Annotated in this window: 17 protein-coding genes; 13 read left to right on the top strand and 4 right to left on the bottom strand. The window is 68.3% G+C overall.

The genetic code is table 11. The annotated features are described in order from the left end of the window. Positions 1–18 precede the first annotated feature (18 nt). The 9 genes from ACWPKK_RS08065 to ACWPKK_RS08025 all read left to right on the top strand — a co-directional run bounded on the left by ACWPKK_RS08065 (position 19) and on the right by ACWPKK_RS08025 (position 12251). Positions 19–909: a 50S ribosomal protein L11 methyltransferase gene (locus ACWPKK_RS08065; RefSeq protein WP_452002620.1), complete on the top strand. Its 891-nt coding sequence runs from the start codon at positions 19–21 to the stop codon at positions 907–909. Positions 910–989: 80 nt separating this feature from the next. Next, on the top strand, positions 990–1463 hold the full coding sequence (locus ACWPKK_RS08060) for a tellurite resistance TerB family protein (RefSeq protein ID WP_149221993.1): 474 nt from the start codon (positions 990–992) through the stop codon (positions 1461–1463). Positions 1464–1713: 250 nt separating this feature from the next. Then, positions 1714–3765, top strand: coding sequence for a M24 family metallopeptidase (locus tag ACWPKK_RS08055; RefSeq protein ID WP_452002617.1), 2052 nt, complete (start codon positions 1714–1716; stop codon positions 3763–3765). Between the two features lie 286 nt (positions 3766–4051). Continuing rightward, entirely contained in the window at positions 4052–4417 is a 366-nt protein-coding gene (locus ACWPKK_RS08050; RefSeq protein WP_012974572.1) for a chemotaxis response regulator CheY, read from the top strand. A gap of 130 nt (positions 4418–4547) precedes the next feature. Further along, positions 4548–5711: a protein phosphatase CheZ gene (locus tag ACWPKK_RS08045; protein WP_452002614.1), complete on the top strand. Its 1164-nt coding sequence runs from the start codon at positions 4548–4550 to the stop codon at positions 5709–5711. 209 nt (positions 5712–5920) lie between these two features. Continuing rightward, positions 5921–6646: a protein phosphatase CheZ gene (locus ACWPKK_RS08040; RefSeq protein WP_310112828.1), complete on the top strand. Its 726-nt coding sequence runs from the start codon at positions 5921–5923 to the stop codon at positions 6644–6646. Positions 6647–6799: 153 nt separating this feature from the next. Beyond that, positions 6800–7615, top strand: coding sequence for an outer membrane protein assembly factor BamD (locus ACWPKK_RS08035; RefSeq protein ID WP_310112830.1), 816 nt, complete (start codon positions 6800–6802; stop codon positions 7613–7615). A gap of 8 nt (positions 7616–7623) precedes the next feature. Then, a complete protein-coding gene (gene recN, locus ACWPKK_RS08030) occupies positions 7624–9315 on the top strand; it encodes a DNA repair protein RecN (protein WP_452002611.1) in 1692 nt (563 codons plus the stop codon). A gap of 386 nt (positions 9316–9701) precedes the next feature. Beyond that, entirely contained in the window at positions 9702–12251 is a 2550-nt protein-coding gene (locus tag ACWPKK_RS08025) for an HWE histidine kinase domain-containing protein (protein ID WP_452002608.1), read from the top strand. A 126-nt stretch (positions 12252–12377) separates the two neighbouring features. Here the strand turns inward: ACWPKK_RS08025 and ACWPKK_RS08020 are convergent, their stop codons facing one another. The 4 genes from ACWPKK_RS08020 to mltA all read right to left on the bottom strand — a co-directional run bounded on the left by ACWPKK_RS08020 (position 12378) and on the right by mltA (position 16123). Further along, complete coding sequence (locus ACWPKK_RS08020) at positions 12378–13358, bottom strand: IS110 family RNA-guided transposase (protein ID WP_452002605.1); 981 nt, start codon at positions 13356–13358, stop codon at positions 12378–12380. A gap of 195 nt (positions 13359–13553) precedes the next feature. Beyond that, positions 13554–14318, bottom strand: a complete 765-nt coding sequence (locus ACWPKK_RS08015) for a TrmH family RNA methyltransferase (protein ID WP_452002602.1) — start codon at positions 14316–14318, stop codon at positions 13554–13556. A gap of 78 nt (positions 14319–14396) precedes the next feature. Next, on the bottom strand, positions 14397–14942 hold the full coding sequence (locus ACWPKK_RS08010; RefSeq protein WP_452002599.1) for a GNAT family N-acetyltransferase: 546 nt from the start codon (positions 14940–14942) through the stop codon (positions 14397–14399). A 14-nt stretch (positions 14943–14956) separates the two neighbouring features. Beyond that, the gene (gene mltA, locus ACWPKK_RS08005; protein WP_452002596.1) at positions 14957–16123 is read right to left on the bottom strand and encodes a murein transglycosylase A; all 1167 of its coding nucleotides are present in this window, start codon (positions 16121–16123) and stop codon (positions 14957–14959) included. Positions 16124–16489: 366 nt separating this feature from the next. On the opposite strand from mltA, the gene ACWPKK_RS08000 reads away from it, so the two are divergent. The 4 genes from ACWPKK_RS08000 to ACWPKK_RS07985 all read left to right on the top strand — a co-directional run bounded on the left by ACWPKK_RS08000 (position 16490) and on the right by ACWPKK_RS07985 (position 21453). Next, the gene (locus ACWPKK_RS08000; RefSeq protein ID WP_324866653.1) at positions 16490–17887 is read left to right on the top strand and encodes an RsmB/NOP family class I SAM-dependent RNA methyltransferase; all 1398 of its coding nucleotides are present in this window, start codon (positions 16490–16492) and stop codon (positions 17885–17887) included. Positions 17888–18137: 250 nt separating this feature from the next. Then, entirely contained in the window at positions 18138–19646 is a 1509-nt protein-coding gene (locus tag ACWPKK_RS07995; protein ID WP_452002592.1) for a leucyl aminopeptidase, read from the top strand. A gap of 32 nt (positions 19647–19678) precedes the next feature. Further along, entirely contained in the window at positions 19679–20128 is a 450-nt protein-coding gene (locus tag ACWPKK_RS07990) for a DNA polymerase III subunit chi (RefSeq protein WP_452002589.1), read from the top strand. 107 nt (positions 20129–20235) lie between these two features. Next, on the top strand, positions 20236–21453 hold the full coding sequence (locus ACWPKK_RS07985; RefSeq protein WP_452002586.1) for an ATP-binding response regulator: 1218 nt from the start codon (positions 20236–20238) through the stop codon (positions 21451–21453). Positions 21454–21599 lie beyond the last annotated feature (146 nt).

Genomic DNA, 21599 nt, shown 5'->3' with positions numbered 1-21599 from the left:
CGTCGGAAAGCCCCTGTCATGTCGCAAACCCCGCTCTGGCGCATCGCGCTGGTCGTTCCCGAAGCCCATGCGCCCGCCTTCGCCGAGGCGGTGGGGGACCATGCCGATGCGGTGTCGACCTTCGAACTGGAGGAGGGCGGCAACTGGCTGGTCGAGGCGACGCTGTACGGCGCCCCGGACGAGGCGCGGCTGCAGTCGCGCGTGGCCGTGCTGGCCAAGGCGCTGGGAATCGAGGAGCCGCGGCTGGCGGTCGAGAACCTGCCGCCCATCGACTGGGTGTCGCACAGCTACCAGGGCTTTCCGCCGATTCGCGCCGGCCGCTTCTTCGTCCACGGCTCCCACCATGAGGGCATCGTGCCGGCCGGCAGCATCCCGCTTCTGGTGGACGCCGCCACCGCCTTCGGCACGGGCGAGCATGGTTCGACCAACGGCTGCCTGCAGGCGCTCGACCGGCTGTCGCGCCATCTGAAGCTGCCGCGCGGCGGCCGGCGCGGCGCGCTCGACATGGGCTGCGGCTCCGGCATCCTGGCGCTGGCGGTGGCCAAGCGCTGGCGCGTGCCGGTGACCGCCGTCGACATCGATGCGGAGGCCGTGCGCGTCACCCGCATCAACGCGGCGCTGAACGGGCAGAAGGGCATGATCCGCGCCCAGGGCGGCGACGGCTACCACACCCGCATCGTCGGCCGGCACAAGCCCTACACCCTGATCACAGCCAACATCCTGGCCCGCCCGCTGTCGCGCATGGCGCCGCAGCTGCGCCGCCACCTGAAGAAGGGCGGCTATGCCGTTCTGGCCGGCCTGCTGAACCGGCAGGAACGCCACGTCATCCAGGCCCACCGCAACCAGGGCCTTCGGCTTGTCGCGCGCATCCCGGTCGGGGAATGGACCACTCTTGTGGTCAAGCGTTAAGCCAGGGGCCGTTGAAACCAAAGGGCCGGGTTGCGACTTCCCCTAGGGACGATGTCCCGACACTCACCTGGGGAGACACCATGCTGAACCGCATCCGGTCCTTGTTCGCAGGCGACGACGACGGCACCGAGCCGGGCGAGGACGCCCTGCAGGCCGCCGCCGCCGCCCTGATGGTCGAGGCCGCGCGCACCGACGACACCATCACCCAGGCGGAGCGCGACCGCATCATCTCCGTCGCGCAGCGCCACTTCCACCTGAACGAGGAGGAGGCGCAGGACCTGCTGTCCGCCGCGGTCTTCGATACCGAGGACGTGTCGCCCTACCACCACTATGTCAGCATCATCATGAACCGCTGCCCGCCCGGCCGCCGGGTCTGGATCATCGAGATGCTGTGGGAGGTCGCCTACGCCGACGGTGTGCTGAACGACCTGGAGGCCAGCCTGCTGCGCCGCATCGGCGGCCTTCTGCATGTGTCCGACATCGAGCGCGGCGAGGCGCGCAAGCGTGTGCTGGAGCGGCTGGGGCTGCCGGACGATGCGGGGTTGCCGGTGTAGGGACGAATTCTTGTGAGGCTAGACCCCCACCCTGACCCTCCCCCGCTGGGCAGGAGAGGGACTGCCGCCAAACGCCGACAAGAGTCCATTTCCCTCCCCCGCCCAGCGGGGGAGGTTAGGAGGGGGTCTAACGCCCCACATCCCTATACCCCCACCCCAACCGGCATAGCCGCCACCCCGTCGCTTGCGCCGGACCGGCCGGGTGCCTAGCCTGGAGTCACAGGCTTCACCCTTCCGAGGAACACGTTCCGTGTCCAGCGCGACTCCCTCCGGCGCTTACCGTGGCGACGACGCCCTTGCGACCCTGTTGACCGAGGCCGGGACCGGCCGCTCCCCCGCGGATGTCCGCGCGCTGCTGGCCGGCGTGCTGGCGGCGCCGGAGGGAGAGGACCCGGCGGCGTGGCTGGTGCTGGTGGGCGAGACCCTGCCGCCGGCATTGGCCGAACAGCTCCAGGCGCTGAAGGCGGTCCTCGCGGCGGAAGCCCCGGCGGCCCGGCCGGGTCCGGCACAGCGGCTGGCCGATCTGCGCGCCGCGCTGAAGCGCCGGGATCTCGACGGCTTCATCGTTCCGCGCGGCGACGAGCATCAGGGCGAATATGTGCCGCCGCGCGCCCAGCGGCTGGGCTGGCTCACCGGCTTCACCGGGTCCGCCGGCAACGCGGTGGTGACATCCGGCCGCGCCGCGATCTTCGTCGACGGCCGCTACACCCTGCAGGTCCGCAGCGAGGTCCCGTCCGACCTGTACGAGTACAAGCATCTCGTCGAGGATCCGGTCACCGACTGGATCATCGCCGCCTTGCCCGAAGGCGGGCGCTTCGGCTTCGATCCCTGGCTGCACACCATCGGCTGGGTGGAGAAGACCCGCGCCGCTCTGGAACGCGCCGGCATCCTGCTGATCCCTTGCGAGGACAATCCGCTCGATTCGGTTTGGCAGGGCCAGCCGCCGGCTCCCCTCACCCCGGTGGTGCCGCAGGACGAGGCGTTGGCCGGCGAAAGCTCCGCCGACAAGCGCGCCCGGCTGGCCGACGAGCTGGGGCAGTCGGGGATCGCCGCCGCGGTGCTGACCCAGCCGGACAGCATCGCCTGGCTGCTGAACATCCGCGGTGCCGACGTGCCGTGCACGCCGCTGCCGCTGTCCTTCGCCATCATGTCCGCCGATGCGTCGGTGGACCTGTTCCTCAACCCGCGCAAGCTGGCGCCGCAGACCCGCGCCCATCTTGGCAATCAGGTGCGGGTGCGGCCGGTGGAGGAGTTCGGACCGGCATTGGACGCCGTCGCCCGCGGCTCCGCCCGCGTGCTGGCCGATCCAACCTGCACCTCGGCCTGGATCGTCGACCGGCTGCATCTGGCCGGTGCGAAGGTGGAGCGCGAGGGCGATCCCTGCGCCCTGCCCAAGGCCTGCAAGAACCCGGCGGAACTGGCCGGCACCCGCGCCGCCCACACCCGCGACGGCGCCGCCATCGTCCGTTTCCTGCACTGGTTCTCGGAAGAGGCGCCGAAGGGCGAGCTGACAGAGCTTGCGGTGGTGGAGCGGCTGCTGGCCTGCCGGCGTGAGAACGAGCGGTTCCGCGGCGTCAGCTTCGACACCATCGCCGGCGCCGGTCCGAACGGCGCCATCGTCCATTACCGCGTGACGCCCGAGACCGACCGCCGGCTGGAGCCGGGCAGCCTGTTCCTGCTGGACAGCGGCGCGCAGTATCTGGACGGCACCACCGACGTCACCCGCACGCTGGCGGTCGGCGAGCTTGACCCGGCACTGGCCGCGGAGATGCGCGACCGCTTCACCCGCGTGCTGAAGGGCCATATCGCGCTGTCCACCGCGCGCTTTCCGCGCGGCACCACAGGTTCGCAGCTGGATGCGCTGGCGCGGCTGCCGCTGTGGCAGGCGGGGCTGGACTACGACCACGGCACCGGCCACGGCGTTGGCAGCTTCCTGTCGGTGCATGAGGGGCCGCAGCGCATCTCCAAGGTCGGCAACACCGTGGCCCTGCAGCCGGGCATGATCCTGTCCAACGAGCCCGGCTATTACAAGACCGGCGCCTACGGCATCCGCATCGAGAACCTGATCGTCGTCCGCCCGGTGGAGCCGCAGGGCGAACCGGCCGGCGCCGAGCGCCAGATGATGGAGTTCGAACCGCTGACCCTGGTGCCGATCGACCGCTCGCTGATCGAGCGCGCGCTGCTGTCGGACGCGGAGGCCGCCTGGGTCGACGCCTATCATGCACGGGTGCGCGAGTCGCTGTCCCCCCTGTTGGACGAGGCGGCCCGCCGCTGGCTCTCCGGGGCGACGGCGCCGCTGTGAACGGGCGGTGGGCCGCATCGGATCGGGTGCGGCCGCCCCCACGGGCCCGATCCGGGGATGGCCGGACGTGATCGAACGTGGGGATGACCCTGATTCGGCAAGATGATGTCCCGCGTGGTAACACGTTCTTTACCAGGCTGATGCAGTGTGTCCCAAGGGGATGACTTTTGGCGGCAGTTAGGGCACTACAGTCGGCATCACTTCCCGGATTACGGCGCAGCCCCCGCGCCGGGTGGGCGTAACGGCCGGACAGACACCGGCAACGGATTATTGCGGAGACGTCTAGATGAAGATCCTCGTCGTCGATGATTACGCCACCATGCGGCGCATCGTGCGGAACCTGTTGACCCAGATCGGCTACACCGACATCGACGAGGCCGGCGACGGTGTGTCGGCGCTGGCGAAGCTGCGTGAGAGCAAGTTCGGCCTCATCATTTCCGACTGGAACATGGAGCCGATGACCGGCCTCCAGCTGCTGAAGGAAATCCGCGCCGACGCGAAGCTGGCGGCGACGCCCTTCATCATGGTCACCGCCGAAAGCAAGACCGAGAACGTGATCGCCGCCAAGCAGGCCGGCGTGAACAACTACATCGTCAAGCCTTTCAACGCCGACACGCTGAAGCAGAAGATCCAGGCCGTCATCGGCGGCTGATCCCGCAAGGGCAAAACCCGCAAGGGACGATCGAAGCTTATCGTGACCGGTCCGGGTGGGCGGCGGCACATGCCGCCCGGCGCCCGGTCCTTGGGGCGGCTGGCGAATCCAGTTTGGGGAGTGGACCGGTTTGGAGCAGCTTCCGCAGCTGTCCGATGAGGAGTTCGAGCAGATCGAGGACGCCATCGCCCGTTCGGCGAAGGGCAGGGCGTTCCTGCGGCGGCTCCACCGGCGGTCCCTCGGGGCCGCGACGGAGGAAGTGCGCGCCATGCTCCAGGAGTTCCGCGACTCCTGGAACCGGCAGAACGAAGCGGTGGAGGCCGGCAAGCATGTCGGCGTCCTGCGCCGCGAGCTGATGGAAATGGCGGCGTCGATCGAACAGGCGCGGCGGGAGGTTGCGGCACTGCGCCCCCCCGACGGGTCGGGCGACAAGATCCTCTCCGCCACGAACGAACTCGATGCCATCGTCATCTCGACCGAACGCGCGTCCTTCGAAATCCTGAATGCGGCCGAACGGCTGATGGATCTGGCGGGCAAGCTGCGCGCGAGCGGGGCCGATCCGACGATGTGCGGCGAGATCGACACGCAGGTGAACGACATCTTCACCGCCTGTTCGTTCCAGGATCTGACCGGCCAGCGCACCAGCAAGGTGGTCAACGCGCTCCGCTACATCGAGCAGCGCGTCATGGCCATGATCAGCATCTGGGGCGAGGATGGGCTGGCCGGCATCGTCGTCAAGGAAGAGCAGACCGACAGCCGGCCGGACGCGCATCTGCTGAACGGTCCGCAGTTGGACGGCCACGGCGTCAGCCAGGCCGATGTCGACAGCATGTTCGACAGCCCGGTTGCCGCTCCGGCGCCCGCACCCGCGCCACCTCCGCCCCCGCCGCCGGCCCCGGCGAAGGCGAGCCAGGCCGACATCGACAGCATGTTCGACGCCCCGGCGCCGGCCGCCGCACCGGTACAGTCGAGCCAAGCCGACATAGACAGCATGTTCGACGCGCCGGCACCCGCCGCTGCACCGGTAAAGGCGAGCCAGGCGGACATCGACAGCATGTTCGATGCGCCGGCACCCGCTGCCGCACCGGCAAAGGCTAGTCAGGCCGATATCGACAGCATGTTCGACAGCCCGGCTCCGGCGCCCGCCCCGGCGAAGAAGCCGGTGCCGAAGCCGCCCGGCGCGGCGCCGAAGGCCAAGGCCGCTTCCAAGCCCGCCGCACCGCCCCCGCCGCCCGCGGCGGCGGAGCCACCGGTGCCGCTCGATCAGGCCGCCATCGACGCTCTCTTCGGATAGGGCGGGGAAGCCGCGCCGGCCTGTCCGGCCGACCTCTCCCCCTAGGTTTCCCCCGATTGACCCGCCCGGCAGGCCGATGGCCCGATGCGGCGCGGTCGACGGCTCCAGAACGCAGACCCGGTACGCAACCAGACATTCCACCACCCCACACATTCACCACCCAGGCCACAGGCGGCCGTTTCCGAGAGGCGGGACCGAGGATGAAGCAGATGACCAAGCCCTTCATGGCCGAGCTTCAGAAAGCCCGCAAGTCCGGGCACCCGTTCCAGGCCCTGATCGAAGACGGTGCCGCCGCGGCGGCGCTTCCGGTGCCGGCCCAGGTGGTCCAGGCCGACAACACCGAGGTGCTGCGCGCCATCGGCGATCTCGGCGCCAAGCTGGACCGCTTCCTGACCATGGACGCGGCGCAGATCGACCAGATCCAGGTCGAGATCGCCGACATCTCCGGCAAGATCAAGGCGACCAAGGTGGAGATGGCGGCCATCCGCCACCCGCTGGCCGGCGACGACAAGTTCCAGCAGGCCAGCCAGGAGCTGAGCGCCGTCGTCGCCGCGACGGAGGCCGCGACCAACACCATCATGGCCTGCGCCGAAGAGTTGGAAGAGGTGGTGTCGGAACTGAAGTCGTCCCTGCCGGAGGGCTATCACAACGACCGCGTCAACGACATGGTCGACGTCATCGTCCGCATCTACGAGGCCTGCAACTTCCAGGATCTGACCGGCCAGCGCATCACCAAGGTCGTCCGCGCCATGTCCTTCATCGAGGAGCGCGTCGACGCCATGATGGGCCTGTGGAACAAGCGCGAGTTCGAGGCGATGCCGCTGCCGCCGTCCGTCACCAAGAAGGACGAGGATCTGGACCTGCACGGCCCGGCCGAAGCCACCCCTGACAGCGGTAACATCAGCCAGGCCGACATCGACGCGCTGTTCGGGTAAGAAAATCAAAGCCCTTCTCCCACGAGGGGAGAGGGGCTTCTCAATATTTCGGCCCTCAAACCCGATTGCCCGGCCCACCCCCGCGTTACCGCTTGCGGCGCCCTCACCCCGGCGTGCTATACAGGGGCAACTTCGAAAGCGCCCAAGACGACGATGCTTCCTCGCCCGTACCGCCTGCCGCTGACGGCCATCCTTCTGTCCGCCGCCCTGACCGCCTGCTCCTCCACCAAGGAGGACGCGTATGTCGAACGTCCGGCCGACCAGCTTCTGTCGGAAGCCGATGCGGCGATGCGCGAGGAGGCCTTCAAGAAGGCCGCAAGGCTCTACGACGAGGTGGAGCGGCAGCATCCCTATTCGGATTCGGCCAGCAAGGCGCAGCTTCTTGCCGCCTATGCCCACTATCAGGATCTGAAGTACGACGACGCCATCCTGGCGCTCGACCGCTTCATTCAGCTTCATCCGGGCAGCCCGGATGTCGACTACGCCTATTACATGCGGGCGCTGTGCTATTACGAGCAGATCACCGACGTGCGCCGCGACCAGCGGATGACCCGGCAGGCGCTCGACGCCCTGTCGGAGGTGGTGCGCCGTTTCCCGGACAGCAAATACGCCCGCGACGCGAAGCTGAAGATCGACCTGACCAACGACCACCTTGCCGGCAAGGAAATGGAGGTCGGTCGCTTCTACCTGCGTCAGCATCAGTACACCGCCGCGATCAACCGCTTCCGCGTCGTCGTTGAAAACTACCAGACCACGTCCCATGTGGCGGAGGCGCTGCACCGGCTGGTGGAGTGCTATCTGGCGCTGGGCGTGACCGACGAGGCGAAGGCCGCCGCGGCCGTGCTTGGCCACAACTTCCCCGGCAGCGAATGGTACACGGACAGCTACGCACTGCTGGTGGACGCCAATCTGCGTCCCGAGCGAAACGAGAAGTCGTGGATCAGCAAAGCCTGGAACTCCCTGTTCTAGGACGCTCCATGCTCGTGTCGCTGACGATCCGGGACGTCGTCCTGATCGAGCGGCTGAGCCTGTCCTTCCGCAAGGGCCTGTGCGCCCTGACCGGCGAGACCGGCGCCGGCAAGTCGATCCTGCTCGACGCGCTGGGGCTTGCCCTCGGCGCTCGCGCGGATTCCGGGTTGGTGCGCCATGGCGCCGATCAGGCCTCCGTCACCGCGGAATTCGAACTGTCGGGCGACCACCCGGCCTTCGCCATCCTGAAGGAACAGGGGCTCGACGCCGATTCCGGTGACTCTGCCTCCGGTTACGGCTCGCTGGTGATCCGCCGCACCGTCAACACCGACGGGCGCAGCCGCGCCTGGGTCAACGACCAGCCGGTCGGCGTCGGCCTGCTGAAGTTGCTCGGCGCCGAACTGGTCGAGGTCCATGGCCAGTTCGACACCCACGGCCTGCTGAACCCGCAGACCCACCGCGGCGTGCTGGACGCCTATGCCGGCTTGTCGGCGCAGGCGGCGCAGGTCTCTGCCGCGCACCGCGCCTGGAGGCAGGTCGAGGACGCGCGGCATTCCGCCGCCGCCGACATCGCCCGCGCCCGCTCGGAAGAGGAATATCTCCGCCACGCCGTGGCCGAGTTGGATGCGCTCGCTCCCAAGTCCGGCGAGGAGGAGGAACTGTCGGAGACCCGCGCGGTGCTGATGCACCGGGAAAAGCTGGTCGACGGCATGAACGCCGCCTATGCGGAGCTGTCGGGCGACCGTGGCGTCGAACGGGCACTGGCCTCGGCCATCCGCACGCTGAGCCGCATCGCCGACCGGGCTGGCGGCACGCTGGACCCGGTGATCGCCGCGCTCGACCGTGCCGCGACCGAGGCGGGAGAGGCCATTGCCGCCCTGCAGACCGCCTCCAGCAGCGTCGACATGGATCCGCGGGCGCTGGAAAAGCTGGAGGAGCGGCTGTTCGCATTGCGCGCCGCCGCCCGCAAGCATGGCGTGGATGTCGACGCCCTGGCGGCCCTGCGCGAGGAGATGGCCGGCCGTCTGCTATTGATCGAGGATCAGGGCGACCTGCTGGCCAAGCTGGCGAAGGAAGCCGAGCAGGCCCGCACCACCTTCCACAAGGCCGCCGAGGCGCTGAGCGCCGCCCGCCGCGAGGCTGCCGGCCGGTTGGACGTTGCGGTCGCCGGCGAACTGGCGCCGCTGAAGATGGAAAAGGCCAAGTTCCGCACGCTGGTCGAGCCGCTCGACGAGTCGGAATGGAACGCGTCGGGCATCGACCGCATCGCCTTCCAGGTCGCGACCAACCCCGGCTCCCCGCCGGGTGCGCTGAACAAGATCGCGTCGGGCGGTGAACTGGCCCGCTTCATGCTGGCGTTGAAGGTGGTACTGGCCCAGACCTCCACCGTTGGCACGCTGGTGTTCGACGAGGTGGATACCGGCATCGGCGGCGCCGTCGCCGCGGCGGTGGGCGAGCGGCTGGAAACGCTGGGCCATGGCTTGCAGGTTCTGGTCGTCACCCACAGCCCTCAGGTCGCGGCGCGCGGCGCCGTCCACCTGAAGGTCCAGAAGTCGCAGAAGGGCGAGCAGGTCACCACCGGCGTCGCCGAACTGGACGGCGACGAGCGGCGCGAGGAGATCGCCCGCATGCTGTCCGGCGCCACCATCACCGCCGAAGCCCGTGCGGCGGCCGACAGCCTGATCGCCGGCCGCGGCTGATCCTCATTTTTCCAGCCGCAGCTTCCGCAAGCCGGGAGTCCGCCGTCAGGCCCGGACTCCCGGCTCGCTTGCTTGCGCATCCTCCCCGTCATGCCGGCGAACCGTTGTGCGGCTCACGATCCGGAGTTGTGCGAGCGTGACGAGATATCTGAATCGTTCCTCGAAAAAAATGACTATTCACTGGTCAGAAACAGACGCAGAGCTCTTCAAAAATTATCCTATGTTAAGTTAACGCGCCTTAATAAGAACATAGGAATAGCCATTTTGGAGCGTTGCGGCGCTCCATTGTCCTGCCTAAATTGTTGTACACATCCCTTGGCAGGGCGTGACAAGCGCCACTGGTCTAGCTTCCGCTTGAGGTTGCGTTTGTCCGAAGTCTTTGCTCGATGAGCAGCCCTGTTCCTTCGGGGTCTGTCGACCTCACCGATTGCGACCGGGAACCCATCCACCAGCTGGGTCTGATCCAGCCGACCGGTTTCCTGATCGCCGTCACGGCCGATTGGATCGTCGTGCACGCGTCGGCCAACACCGCGCGCTGGCTGGGGGTGGAGGCCGAGGATCTGCTCGGCACGCCGCTGTCGCGCGTGATCAACGCGGATGCGCTGCACACCATCCGCGGGAGGCTGCAGGTCGCCCACATCAACGGCAGCGTCGAACGCGCCTTCGGTATCCAGCTTTCGGAAACCGCCCCGGTCTGCGACGTCGCCGTCCATCTCTCCGGTTCTTCCATCGTGATCGAGGCGGAACCCAGCGAGGGCGAGGGGCCGCAGGATTCCGGGTCGCTGCTGCGCTCCATGATCGGGCGGGTCCAGAACACCCGCGGCTTCGACGCCTTCTGCCGGGAGGCGGCGCGCCAGATGCGGGCGCTGACCGGTTTCGACCGGGTGATGGTCTACCGTTTCGATGCCGACGGCGCAGGCGAGGTGATCGCTGAGTCGGCGGTGCACGGCATCGGCAGCTTCCTCGGCCAGCGCTATCCGGCCTCCGACATCCCGCAGCAGGCCCGGCGGCTGTACGAGCGCAGTTGGCTGCGCTGCATCGCCGACGTGAACGCGCCGCCGGTGCCGGTGATCCCGGCGCTCGACCCTACCGGCCAGCCGCTGGACCTGTCGCTCAGCCTGCTGCGCAGCGTCTCGCTGATCCATGTCGAATATCTGCGCAACATGGGGGTCGGGGCCTCGCTGTCGGTGTCGATCCTGCGGCACGGCAAGCTGTGGGGCCTGTTCGCATGCCACCATCGGCAGGCCCGCTCGCTGTCCTTCGAACGGCGCACCACCGCCGAACTGTTCGGCCAGATGGTCTCGCTCCTGCTTGAAGGCCGGGAGCGCGAGCAGGAGGACCAGCGCGAGGCGCAGGTGCGCCGTGCCCATGTCCGCATCATGTCGATGCTGGCCGACAGCGAATCGCCGCTGGACAGCCTCGTCACCTTTGCCACCGAACTGCGCACGCTGATCCAGTGCGACGGCTTCGCCTGCTGCATCGACGGCCAGCTGCAGATGGAAGGCGAGACGCCGACGCGGGAGGAGACGCAGGGCGTCATGCGCTTCCTGCACCGGACCCCGCCCAGCAAGGTCTATTTCACCGACCAGCTGGGGACGGTCCATCCGCCGGCCCGCGACTTCACCGAACGCGCCTGCGGCCTGCTCGCCATCCCGGTGTCGCGCACGCCGCGCGACTATCTGGTCTTCTTCCGCAAGGAACTGGTCCGCACCATCACCTGGGGCGGCGACCCGTCCAAGCCGGCGCAGTATGGCCCCAACGGCCCGCGCCTGACCCCACGCAAGAGCTTCGAGGCCTGGAAGGAGACCGTGCGCGGCCGGTCGCAGCCCTGGAGCGACCTGGACCAGCGCAGCGCCGAATCGCTGCGGGTGACTCTGCTGGAAGTGGTTCTGCGGTTGGCCGACGTGGCCGGCCGCACGCGCAAGGAGGCGACCGAGCGGCAGGAACTGCTGATCGCCGAACTGAACCACCGCGTCCGCAACATCCTCAGCCTTGTCCGCGCGCTGGTGCGCCAGAGCGAGAGCGGGGCGGAAACGGTGCAGCAGTTCGCCGCCATCGTCGCCGGTCGCATCGAGGCGCTGGCCCGCGCCCATGACCAGATCACCGCCGACAATTGGGGGCCGGCCGCGCTGCGCTCGCTGATCGCCGCGGAGATCGGGGCCTATTTGTCGACCAAGAGCGAGCGGGTGCGGCTGACCGGTCCCGACGTTCTGCTGGCGCCGCAGGCATTTTCCGTCTTCGCGCTGGTGGTGCATGAACTGACGACCAATTCCGCCAAATACGGCGCGCTCAGCGACGGCGGCGGCTGGGTCGAGGCCGACTGGTCGATCGACCAGGGCGGGCGGCTGCTGATCGACTGGCAGGAGAACGGCGGTCCGCCGGTGCGCGCGCCGACCCGCACCGGTTTCGGCACCACGGTGATCGAGCGCTCCGTCCCCCACGACCTGCAGGGCGAGGCCGAGGTCACCTATGCGCTGTCGGGCCTGCGGGCGCGCTTCATGATCCCGGCCCAGTATGTGACCGTCGCCGACAGCCTGCCCGATGGCGGCCGGAACAGCCTGCCGGTGCCGGCGGCCGACTTCTCCATCGACGGCCCGGTGCTGCTGCTGGAAGACAACATGATCATCGCCATGGCGACGGAAGACGTGTTGCTGAGCTTCGGCGCCAGCCGCGTCAACACCGCCGCCGGCGTCCGACATGCCCTGCGCCTGCTGGCCGACGATCCGCCGGTGGTCGGCGTTCTGGACATCAACCTCGGCAACGAGACGTCGGTGGCTGTGGCCGACCGGCTGCGGGAGTTGGGGATTCCATTCGTGTTCGCGACCGGCTATGGCGAGTCCGCCGCGGTGCCGGAGCGGTTTGCAGACGTGCCGGTGCTGAAGAAGCCCTACGGGTCGGATCAGGTGGTGCAGGTGTTGGCGTCGGTGATGGGGTAGAATTCTGATGGGGTTAGACCCCCACCTTAATCCTCCCCCGCTGGGCGGGGGAGGAGACTGCCGCCGCTTTTCCGAACAAGTACGCGGTCCCTCCCCCGCCCAGCGGGGGAGCAACCATGTTGTTTTTCATGGTGAGGCTAGGTTGTCCTGCCATTCCTTGTTGTCTCGGACCATGGCATTGAGGGTGACGATCATCTTTCGCATTGCGGCGACGATGATGAGTTTATGTGGCTTTCCAGCGGCTTTGAGGCGTTCGCAGAAAGCCTTGATGATGGGATTGCATCGTTTGGCGGTGGTGGCGGCCATGTAGAGCATGGTTCGGACCCGTTCTCGGCCGCCACTGCAGTATCGTCGTCCCTTATGCTGGCCGCTCTCGTCGTCGAAGGGAGCGACACCGATCAGACAGGCGATGGCGTGTCGCGTCAGCCGGCCGAGTTCGGGCAAACGGACAGCCAGCGTGACCGCACTCAGGAAGCCGATGCCCGGCATGCTCTGGAGGCGCTTCACCTGCTTATCCAAGTCCTGGTCCTCTTCGACCAGAGCCCGGATGCGGGCGAGCAACGTCCGCTTGTCGGCGGTCAGGCGCCTGATCTGCTCGACAACCAGCGCCCGCACCTCGTCGTCGACAAAGCCCTCAAGCTGGGTCTTGGTCTGTGCTGCGGCAGCGCTGAGCTGTTCGTAGTAGGTCAGGTAAGCCGCCAGACGCTCCAGAACCGGGGAGCGTGCCGGACGCTCCTCGCCGAACAGTGCGGCGAACTCGGCGATCACGCGGGCATCCAGCCGATCATTCTTGGCATGCCGGCGCCGCATCTGGGCGAACAGCCGCACGTCGCGGGGCTGCAGAACCAGCACGCGAAAGCCGGCCTGCCGCATCGCCTCGACCAGTTTGCGTTCATAGCCACCCGATGCCTCGACCGCGATGGCATCCACCGCCCGTTCGGCCAAGTGACGCAGCAGGGTGGTGAACCCTGCTTCATTGTTTCCGACGCTGACGCTCACGCCATCGGGCCAGAAATGGCCATCCAGCTGGCGTTTGGAGACATCCAGGCCAAGTGTCTTGGAAAAAGCAGCCATCTCCCAGCCCCTGCCTTGCAAATCCGGGCTCATGGCCCGCGCAACCATTCGGGTTTGTTGGAAGACAACCGGCTGGGACCTCGCTCCCCCACGGCCTCAAGCAGCCTCGGATAGGACGGCCTGCCAGCCGGCCCGCGCTGCTGGGGGTGGCCACCCCCAGCAGCGCGATCCGTCCAAGGCACTATAACGAAAAACAAACATACAAGGATAGGTGGGGGCATCCGAAGCCTACCTCTTACCGGCCGCATACCGCGCGAACAGCGCCACGCTGACCGCCACGGTGGCGTTCAGCGACTCCACCGCGCCCGTCGTCGGCACCGACAGCCGCGTGGCCGTGCAGTCCGCCGGCACGCCCTGGCCTTCCTCGCCCAGGATCAGCCGCATGTCCGCCGGCCAGTCGAAGCGGGTCAAATCCTCGCCGCCGCCGTCCAGAGCATAGAGCGGCCCCGCCGCCTCGTTGACCGCGCTCCAGCGCGGGCCGCGCAGCAGGGTCAGCGCGAACTGCGCGTTGGACGCCGCGCGCAGGCATTTGGGGTGGAAGGGATGGGCCGCGCCCTCCAGCAGCACGATCCGCGACACGCCGAAGGATGCGGCACTGCGGAGCAGGGCACCCAGGTTGCTGGGATCGCCCAGGGCGCACAGAAGCTCCAAGCCCTGCGGCGGCTGCGACAGGTCGATGGCCGGCATCTTCGGCACCGCGCCGACCAGCAGCGGGAATCCGGTGCCCGACACGTCCAGCGTCCGGAAGAGGGATGGTGCGAGTTGCACCGGCTCCACCCCCGGCGGCAGGCGCCAGGACGATATCTGCGCCGGGTCGGTGAACAGGATGCGCTCGAACCGCTCTGGATGCTGGCGCAGCGCCTCCGGCACCGTCTTCAGCCCGGCCAGCAGGAACTTGCCGTTCTTCTTCAGCCCGCGGCTTTCCAGCGCCGATTCCCACAGCTTGAACTGCGGGTTCTGCGGGCTTTCGATCAGCAGGGGCGGGCGGGTCATGGCAACGGGCTTTCCGGCAGGGATATGCCCCTGCCTAGCACAGCCGTGTCCCGAAAGTCAGGAGCCGAAGTCAGGTCTTCAGGTTCCGGCCCATGAGCGGCCCAGGAACAGCAGCGGCCCGCGCTGGCAGGCGTCGGTGAAGCCGGCGCGCCGGTAGAACTCCACATTGCGGGCGAAGACGGCGGTGACCAGATGCACGCCGGGCAGGCCGTCGGCCCGGCAATCCTCGGCGAAGCGGTCGACCAGCCGGCGCCCCAGCCCGTGCTCCCGCCAGCCCGGCCGGACATTCACATGGAAATGTGCGGGGTAGGCGGTGAAATGGTCGGCGAAGACCTCGTATTTCGGGATGCGGCGGGCAAGTTCGGGCGTGCCCGCACTGTCCTTGCAGCCGGTGAGGTAGCCCACCACCAGCCCGTCCGCCGTCACGGCCATCCAGATGTCCCGCGGCGCATCATCCACGTACCAGCCGGTCCAGGTGGCGAGGAAGGCGGCGCGCTCGGTATCCGACGCGAACTCCGTCCGGGTGGTGGAGGCGAAAAAGATCTCCTCCAGCGCCGCCAGCGCCCCATCCCGGTCGGGCAGGGCGGTCAGCCGTTCCAGCCGGATGTCGCCACCCACCGTCATCGCTTCCGCCGTCCTCACTTCCGCTGGGCGGTTTCCACAGACAGGTTGCGCGGCGCCAGCATGGTGTAGCGGCCGCGCGCCTTCATCACGCCGGCCCCTTCCTCCGCTTGGGCCCCGTGGCCCCAGAACAGGTCGCCGCGCACCGGACCCTTGATGGCGCCGCCGGTGTCCTGCGCCATCACCAGCCGGTTGATGGCACCGCCCGGCACCGGGGCGTCGCGCACCTCAAGCCAAAGCGGCACGCCCAGCGGGATATGCTCGGCATCCACGGCAAGGCTGCGGCCGGGCGTCAGTTCCATGTTGCGGGCGCCGCGGGCGCCGACCTCGGACTTCACCTTGAAGAAGACGTAGGAGGGGTTGAGGTTCATCACCCGCTGTGCCTCGGCCGGATGGTCCTTCAGCCAACGGCGGATCGTCTGCAAGGACATCTGTTCCGGCGTGGCGTCGCCGCGGTCGATGATATGGCGGCCGATCGGGTAATAGCTGTGACCGTTCTGGCCGCCGTAATGGATGCCGACCACCGACCCGTCGGCCATGATCGCCCGGCCGGAGCCCTGGATTTCCAGGAAGAAGGCGTCGACCGGGTCGTCCACCCACATCAGCTCCAGCCCCTTCCCCTTCAGCGCCCCGGCTTCGATCCGGGCACGGGTGGGCAGGCCCTTCTTGCCGCGCGACGGCATGCGATAGAGCGGGACGTTGTAGCGCTCGGTGCGCGTCCAGCTGCCTCGCAGTTCGATTTCGTAATAGCCGGTGAACAGGCCGTCCTCGCCGTTGGCGACATCGCGCGGGGCGAAGAAGGCCTCGAAGAAGCGGCGGGCCGCCTCGCTGTCGCCGGGGGCCAAATCGCGGGCGGCGGCGCAGATGGCGCGCCAGTCGTCGGTGGTGCCGGCGGCGCGCAACTGCCCCAGCGGCTTGCCCGGCGGCTGGTTCTTCACCCAGCCGCAGGTGCGCTGCACCGCGGGCACCGCCTGGGCATGGTCGTCGTCGATCCAGCCGGCGAGATGGCGGAAATCGGGCGCCACCTGATCCAGCGTCGGGCGCTGTGCCGTCGGGCGCTGGCCCTCGACCATCGGGGTGGCGCCGGCGCAGGCCGCCAGCGTCGCCAGAAGGCCCGCGACCAGCGACAGCCTTCCGGCCCGCTTCAAGACACGCGCACACGCCACCCCAGCCGCAGCCGCCATCGCGCAACTCCGCCGTAAAAATCCGTCATGTCGGTCGAAGACCTCGCCGCCCGCCGGCCAAGGGCCGGTCCGGTCACGCGAAGGTCACATCACCCGATCGTTTGTGCCGGTGGTTACCCCGAGTCGTCAATCCCCAACCTGCACTTTCGGATAGGTCGCGGCCGGTTGTCACGGGGAGCGGGAGCGGAGCGGCATCCCCGAGTCGCGGTCTGGGCAGCCGCGCGGCGGCGAAGCGTGACAGCGCGCGGCAAACGCGGTATCGACAGCCCATACGCGAAGGACCGCCCGAAATCCGGATCATCGACCCGGAACATGCCGGCCCCGGTCCTGTTCGCCGCCATGAGACACCCCAAGGGACCAGACGCCATGACACCCGCCGCCCGCCTCCAGGCGGTCATCGATCTGCTGACCGAGATCGACGAGACCCCTCGCCCCGCCGACGCGGTGATGAGCGCCTATTTCCGCAACCGCCGTTACATCGGGTCGAAGGACCGCACCGCCGTCGCCCAGATGGCCTACGCGATCCTGCGTCGCCATGCGCGGCTCGGCTGGTGGATCGAGCGCGGCGGCTACGAGCGTCCCACCCCGCGCGCCCGCGTGCTGGCCTATCTGCTGCTGGAAGAGAACCGCAACGCTGGCGTGGTGCTGGAGATGTTCAGCGGCGGCAAGTTCGCCCCCGCCCGCCTGACCGACGACGAACTGGCGATGGTCGGCAAGCTGGAAAGCCACACGATGGACCACCCCGACATGCCGGAAACGGTGCGGGTGGAGTGTCCGGAGTGGGCGGAAGCGGCGATGCGCGCCTCGCTCGGCGACCGGTTCGGGGTGGAGATGGAGAAGCTGCTGGAGGCGGCGCCGCTCGACCTGCGAATCAACCCGCTGAAGGCGAACCAGCAGAGCGCGATCAAGGCGCTGGCCAAGGCGCAGATCACGGCGGAGACCACTCACTGGTCCCCGCTGGGCCTGCGGGTGAAGGGCCGGCCGCCGCTGGGCAGCGTCGATGCCTTCAAGGACGGTCTGGTCGAGATCCAGGACGAGGGCTCGCAGCTGGTGGCGCTGGCCGTCGCGCCGAAGCCCGGCCATCAGGTGGTCGATTTCTGCGCCGGGGCCGGCGGCAAGACGCTGGCCATCGCCGCGCTGATGAAGAACAAGGGCCGCGTCGTCGCTTGCGACGTGCTGGACAAGCGCCTGAAGCGCGCCGCCGAGCGGTTCCGCCGCGCCGGCCTGCACAACATCGAAGCGCATCCGCTGACCAGCGAGCGCGACCCCTGGGTGAAGCGCCACAAGCGCAAGTTCGACCGCGTGCTGGTCGACGCTCCCTGCTCCGGCACCGGCACTTGGCGCCGCAACCCGGACGCCCGCTGGCGCCAGTTGGGGCCGGGGCTGGAGCAGCTGCTGCCGCTTCAGGCCAACATCCTGGACAGCGCCGCGCGTCTGGTGAAGCCGGGCGGGCGGCTGATCTATGCCACCTGCTCCATGCTGCATGACGAGAACGAGGCGCAGGTCGAAGCCTTCCTGCAGACCCACCACGACTTCATCGTCAAGCCGGTCGCCGAGGTGTGGGCGGAGGAAGAGGCCGGCGCCCCGCCGGTCGAGGGTCCGTACCTCCGCCTGACGCCGGCCCGCCACGACACCGACGGCTTCTTCGCCGCCGTGCTGGAACGCCGCGCGGAAGAGAGCGTGTCGGAGGAGAGCGTGTCCGACGTCGGTCTGGAGCAGGGCGAGGTCGATCCGGTCGAACTGGGCAAGGCGATCGATGCTTGAGTGAGCGCTTGCTGAATGCCCCCACCCTGACCCTCCCCCGCTGGGCGGGGGAGGGGATTGGTGCTTGTTCGGGAGGGTGGCGGCAGTCCCTCCCCCGCCCAGCGGGGGAGGATAGGTGGGGGTCTAGCTTCGCAAAGCGCCAACTCCCCCCGCCCTTGACAGCCGGGGTGGCGCGCTCCTTATCGGTGGGGTAGGCTTTCCGCCGCTGAATTCGTCCGGGCATATCCGCCCCACCTCCCAAGAGGACCAGATGAAGTTCTCCTTCGCCAAGCCGTCCCTGCCTGCCTCCGGCGTGCTCGCCGTGACCGTCGCCGCCGATCGCGGCCTCGGCCCGATCGGGCGCGAGCTCGATCAGAAGACCGGCGGGGCGCTGGCCCGCGCCATGGCCGCCGCCCGCTTCAACGGCAAGAAGGACGAGACGCTGACGCTCCTCGCCCCGGCCGGGACCGAGTTGGACCGCATCCTGCTGGTCGGCCTCGGCAAGGGTGCCGATCTGAGCGACCTGATCCTGCAGTCCGCCGGCGGCGCCATCGCCGTGGCGCTGGACAAGGCCACCGAGGAGGCGGCGCTGCTGGTCGAGCTGCCGGACGGCGCCACGCAATCGCCCGCCGCCGCGGCGGCCGAGATCGCCTTCGGCGCGCAGCTGCGCTCTTACAAGTTCGACAAGTACCGGACCAACGACCGGAAGGCCGACAAGAAGGAGCCGAAGCCGAGCCTGCGCAAGCTGACGCTGCTGGTCGAGGAAGACGGTGCCGCCAAGACCGCCTTCAAGAAGCTGGACACGCTGGCCGACGCCATCCGCTTCACCCGCGATCTGGTGTCGGAGCCGGCCAACGTCATCTATCCGGAAAGCCTCGCCGAGAAGACGAAGGAACTGGAGCAGTTCGGCGTGGAGGTCGAGATCCTCGACCAGAAGAAGCTGCGGAAGATCGGCATGGGCGCCCTGCTGGGCGTCGCCCAGGGCAGCGCCTGCGAGCCGCGCGTGGTCGTCATGCGCTGGAACGGCAATCCGGAGGCCGACGACAAGCGTCCGGTCGCCTTCATCGGCAAGGGCGTGACCTTCGACAGCGGCGGCATCTCGATCAAGGGTGCGGCCGGCATGGAAGACATGAAGTGGGACATGGGCGGCTCCGCCACCGTGATCGGCACCATGTACGCGCTGGCCGCCCGCAAGGCGAAGGTCAACGCCATCGGCATCGTCGGGCTGGTGGAGAACATGCCGTCGGGCACGGCGCAGCGTCCGGGCGACATCGTCACCTCGCTGTCGGGCCAGACCATCGAGGTCATCAACACCGACGCCGAAGGCCGTCTGGTGCTGGCCGACTGCCTGTGGTACGCGCAGGACGTCTACAAGCCCAAGCTGATGATCGATCTCGCCACCCTGACCGGCGCCGTCATCGTGGCGCTGGGCCACGAGCATGCCGGCCTGTTCGCCAACGACGACGACCTCGCCATGAACCTGACGGCCGCCGGCCTGAAGGTGGGCCAGCCGGTGTGGCGCATGCCGCTGGGCGACGGCTACGACAAGGAGATCGAATCGCCGGCCGCCGACATGAAGAACACCGGGTCGGGCGGCGGCGCCGGCAGCATCGTCGGTGCGCAGTTCCTGAAGCGCTTCGTCAACGACGTGCCGTGGGCCCACATCGACATCGCCGGTGTCGCCTGGGCGAAGAAGGACAGCGCCACGGTGCCGAAGGGCGCCTCCGCCTTCGGCGTGCGCCTGCTCGACCGCTTCGTGGCGGACTTCCACGAGGCTTGATGGCAGAGGCTTGATGTGTGCGTGAAGGAGCCATGACCGAAGTCCGCTTCTACCACCTGCAACGGCGCACGATGGAACAGGCGCTGCCCAAGATCCTGGAAAAGGTTCTTGAGCGGAACTGGCGCGCCGTCGTGCTCGCCGGTTCGCCGGAGCGGGTGGACATGCTGAACCAGCATCTGTGGACCTACGATCCCGGCTCCTTCCTGCCGCACGGGGCGGTGCGCGACGGCTTCGCCGAAAAGCAGCCGGTGTGGCTGACTGATGCCGACGAGAACCCCAACGGCGCCACCGTGCTGGTCACGGTGGACGGCTGCGTCAGTGACCGGATGGACAGCTTCGAGCTCGTCTGCGACCTTTTCGACGGCAACGACGACGAAGCGGTGCTTGCCGCCCGCCAGCGTTGGAAGGCCTGCAAGGCGGCCGGCTACGCCCTGACCTATTGGCAGCAGAACGAGCGCGGCGGCTGGGAAAAGCGCGCCTGAGCAGGGCGGTCCCACAGGCCGCCTTTCCTGATCATTTCGATTGCATTTGATCCGTTCAGAGGCAAATCTAACTGCCAGTGTGGATGGTCAAAGGTACAAGCTCCCCAATGAACAGGAGCCAGTTCGACCCGGCGCTCGCCCAGCAGGTCAGGGACGCCAGCATCCTGATCGTGGACGACAACCAGTCCAACGTCGACCTGCTGCGCGAAATCCTGAGCCATGACGGCTACACCCGCGTTCTCGGCGAGACCGATCCGCGCAAGGTGCCGGACCTCTGCACGGTCGAGCCGTTCGACCTGCTGCTGATCGACATCCGCATGCCGCACATGAGCGGCTTCGAACTGATGGAGCGGCTGAAGCCGGTCTTCGGCGATGATTACGTGCCGGTGCTGGTGCTGACCGCCCAGACCGACCAGGAAACCCGACGCAAGTCGCTGGAATTGGGCGCCAACGACTTCCTGACCAAGCCCTTCATCGCCTGGGAACTGCTGCACCGCGTCCGCAACATGGTGGAGATCCGCAAGCTCTACCGCCGCGCCGCGGAGCAGAACCGCGAACTCGAACGCCGGGTGTCGGAGCGCACGGCCGAACTGTCGGACGCGCTGGAGGCGGCGCGCAAGGCGGACCGCGCCAAGCTGGATTTCCTGGCGGTGGTGAGCCACGAGCTGCGCACGCCGCTGAACTCCATCATCGGCTTCGCCGACGTGCTGGCGGGGGAGGGGATGGGCAAGCTGGGCCACCCCGACTATCTGGAATATGTGAAGCTGATCGAGGACAGCGGCCGGTCGCTGCTGACCATGGTCAACAACATCCTGGACTACACGCGGGGCTCGACCGGCTCGATCGAAATCCAGGAGAGCGACGTCGACATCCCCCAACTGCTGTCCGGTTGCGCCGACCTGCTGTCGCCGAAGGCTTCGGCCAAGCGGCTGGCGGTGACGGTGCAGCCCTGCCCGGCCTTCCGCATGCGGATCGACCGCCGCCGGCTGCGCGAGATGGTGCTGAACCTGCTGGACAATGCGGTGAAGTTCACCCAGTCCGGCGGCCATGTGGCGCTGGTGGTGGAGGACCGCGACAATTTCGTCGGGCTGACCGTGCGCGACGACGGCCCGGGCATTCCGGCCGAGTTGATGGGCCGCATCTTCAACCCCTTCACCCAGGCCGAACGCTCGCTGGTCCGCCAGCATGAGGGGGTGGGGCTGGGCCTGCCCATCGTCCGCCGCTTCGCCGAACTGCATGGCGGCGGCGTGGAGGTGGACAGCGCACCGGGCCGGGGGACGGCGGTGACGATCCTGCTGCCGAAGGAGCGCTTGCTGGGGGGATGAGGGGTGTAGGAGCCTTGCGACGTTAGACCCCCACCTTAATCCTCCCCCGCTGGGCGGGGGAGGAGACTGCCGCTGAACGCCGACAAAGGTCCAATCCCTCCCCCGCCCAGCGGGGGAGGATAGGTGGGGGGCTAAGCCTGCAAGGA

This window comes from Azospirillum largimobile (assembly GCF_977007025.2).
The sequence above is the reverse complement of the archived record's forward strand: the minus strand, read 5'-3'. Positions and strand labels throughout refer to the sequence as shown.